Source organism: Saccharopolyspora sp. NPDC000359, assembly GCF_040300525.1.
In the GTDB taxonomy this organism is placed as follows: Bacteria; Actinomycetota; Actinomycetes; order Mycobacteriales; family Pseudonocardiaceae; genus Saccharopolyspora.
Genome location: NZ_JBEPDU010000112.1, coordinates 1 through 3179, shown reverse-complemented (window position 1 = coordinate 3179; position 3179 = coordinate 1). Strand labels below are relative to the sequence as shown.

The following is a 3179-nucleotide window of genomic DNA, read 5'->3' as shown; positions in this document are numbered from 1 at the left end:
GCGGAGGAGAAGAGGATGAGGGTGGTGGGGTGGTGTTGGGTGTGTTGGTGGAGGTGCCAGGCTGCGGTGGCTTTGGGCGCGAAGGTGCGGTGCAGCCGCTCGGCGCTCTGGTGCTCGATCGTGGCGTCGTCGAGGGTGCCCGCGCAGTGCACGATGGTGAGTGGCCGGTCGCGCGGGACGGTGGCCAGCGCGTCGGCGATCTGCTCGGGATCGGTGAGGTCGCAGCAGACCTGGGTGACGGTGGCACCGCTGGGTTCCGGCGCGTCTCCGTTGCGGCTGAGCAGGACGAGGTCGCGGACGCCGTGCGCGTCGACCAGGTGGTGCGCGACGAGCCTGCCCAGCGCCCCGGCAGCGCCGGTGACCAGGACCGTGCTGGAACTCCAGTCCGGTGTGCTGGCCACCGCGGTGGTGGCGGGGACGAGCCGGGGCACGAAGAGCTTCCCCCGGCGCAGGGCGAGCTGCGGTTCGTCGCTGGCCAACGCGTGTGGCAGCGCATCCCACGAGCTCTGCTCGCCGTCGACGTCGACCAGCACCAGGCGACCCGGCCGTTCGGCTTGCGCCGCGCGCACCAACCCCCAGACCGCGGCTCCCGCCGGTGCCGGTACGCCGTCCACTGCGACGGCGTTCGAGGTCACGACCACGAGGGTGCGGTCGTCGGTGGTGGCCTGGAGCGTGCTCAGCACGCTCGCGGCCGTGGTCAGCGCGACCTCGGGTTCGGGGCTGCCCTCGTCGCGCACCACGAGCAGGAGGTGCGTGGCGCCTGCTGGTTCGTGCTCGTCCCCGATCCGGGCGAACGTCGTCGCCGCTGTGGGTGCCTCCCTCGGTTGCCAGCTCTCCACCAGCAGCGACTTCGGTGTGGTCGCGAGCTGTTCCGGGGTGATCTTCCGGGTCATCAGGTGGTCCACCGCTGCCACGGGCCTGCCCGCGGCGTCGGCCACCCGCACCCCCACCGCGTCCTCCCCCTTCGGGGACAGCAGCGCTCGCAGGACCGGGGCGCCTGCGGCGTACTGGGTGACGCCGGACCAGGAGAACGGCAGCCGGGCCTGGTCGTCCGCACCGAACATCCGGCCGAGGCCGGTGCCGTGCAGCGCGGAGTCCAGCAGCGCCGGGTGCAGGCCGAAGCCCGCGGCGTGGTGCTCCGCCCCGCTGGGCAGCGCCACCTCGACGGCGACGTCCTCACCCACCCGCCACGCTGACCGGAGCCCCTGGAAGAACGGGCCGTAGTCGAGGCCAGCGGCCGCGAACTCGGCGTAGACGTCGGCCACGGGCAGCTCGACCGCGTCCGGTGGTGGCCAGGCGGCCAGGGACCACGACGGCTCGGGCGCGGCAGCGGTGCCGATGGTGCCGGTGGCGTGCAGCTGCCACGTGTCGTCGAACTCCTCGACCCTGGAGTGGACGGTGACCGCTCGACGGCCGTCCGCGTCGGGGTCGGCCAGCGCCACCTGCAGCTCCACCGGGTCGCCCGCGGGGAGCACCAGCGGGTTCTCGAGGGTGAGCTCGTCGATGCCGCGCGCTCCGGCCCGCTGTGCGGCGTGCAGGACGAGTTCGACGAAGGCGGTGCCGGGCAGCACCACCGCGCCCGCGACGACGTGGTCGGCGAGCCACGGGTGGGAAGCGGTGGAGAGCCGGGCGGTGAGCAGGACCCCGTTGCTGTGCGCGAGTTCCACCGAGCTGGTGAGCAGCGGGTGCCCCGCGTCGGCGCGGTGTGGACTGGTGGTGGTGTCCGGCCAGTAGCGCGTGCGTTGGAAGGGGTAGGTGGGCAGTGGGGTGGGACGGGCGCTGGTGTTGGCGAAGTAGGCGTGCCAGTCGGGGTTGGTGCCGGTGGTGACGAGGTGTGCCAGTGCGGTGTTGATGGCGTTGGTTTCAGGTTGTTTGGCGCGTTGGCTGGGGACTGCGCCGGTGGGTAGGTGGGGAGTCAAGGAGGCGTTGGGGCCGATTTCGAGATAGGTGGAGGAGTTCTGCGTGGTGGTGATGGCGTCGGCGAAGCGGACGGTGTGCCGGGCGTGGCGCACCCAGTGCTCGGGGTTGGCGAGGGTGCTGTGGTCGGCGGGTCGACCGGTGACGGTGGAGATCAGCGGGATGGCTGGTTCGGAGAAGTTGAGGCTGGCTACGGTTTCGCGGAACTCGTCGAGGATGGGTTCCATCAGTGGTGAGTGGAAGGCGTGCGAGACCCGCAGCCAGGTGGTGCGGTAGCCGCTGAGTTCCTCGGTGATGTCGAGCAGGGCGGCGTGATCGCCGGACAGGACGAGTGAGTTGGTGCTGTTGATGGCGGCGATGCCGACCTTGTCCTCGAAACTGGCCAGGTGGGGCAGTACTTCGGTTTCGGTGGTGTTGATGGCCACCATGGCGCCGCCCTCGGGCAGGGTCTGCATGAGTCGGCCACGCGTTGTGACCAGAACCGCGGCGTCGGTGAGGGTGAGTGTGCCGGTGATGTGGGCGGCGGTGATTTCGCCGATGGAGTGCCCGGTGACGGCCTCGGGTGTGATGCCCCAGGATTCCCAGAGTCGGTAGAGGGCGGTCTGGAAGGCGAACAGGGCAGGTTGGGTGTACTGGGTCTGGTTGAGCAGGTCCTCGTCGTCACCGAACACGACGTCGCGGAGTGGGTGCGGCAGGTGGTGGTCGAGCTCGGTGCAGGCGGCGTCGAACGCTTCGGCGTAGGCCGGGTAGGTGTCGTAGAGTTCCCGACCCATCCCGAGGCGCTGCGAGCCCTGACCGGAGAACACCATCACCAGTCCGCCACCGGAGGCTCGACCGGTGATCACCTCCGGGGGAAGCTGGTTCTCCGCGAACGACAGCAACGCCTTCCTGCGCTGGTCGAGGTCGCCTGCCACCACGATGGCGCGTTCGTCGAAGGCGGCGCGCGTGGTGGCCAGCGACCACGCGGTGTCCACGATCGAGGCGTCCTCGGCCAGCTGCTCGGCCAGCCGGGCCGCCTGCGCCCGCACCGCTGGCTCGGTGCGCCCGGACAGCACCCAGGGCACCACCGTGCGGTCGGGGCCCGCTGCGTCGGGCTCGGGGTCGGCTGGCGCCTGTTCGAGGATCACGTGGGCGTTGGTGCCGCTCACCCCGAAGGACGAGACACCCGCGCGGCGCGGCCGGTCGAGCTCCGGCCACGGCTGGTCCTCGGTGAGCAGCGAGACCGCCCCGGAGGTCCAGTCGACGTGCGGCGTGGGCTCGTC

General features: G+C 71.4%; 1 protein-coding gene. It reads right to left on the bottom strand.

What is annotated here, in order from left to right:
• A partial coding sequence (locus ABT324_RS33265; protein ID WP_351185863.1) for an acyltransferase domain-containing protein occupies positions 1-3179 on the bottom strand: 3179 nt, incomplete at both ends.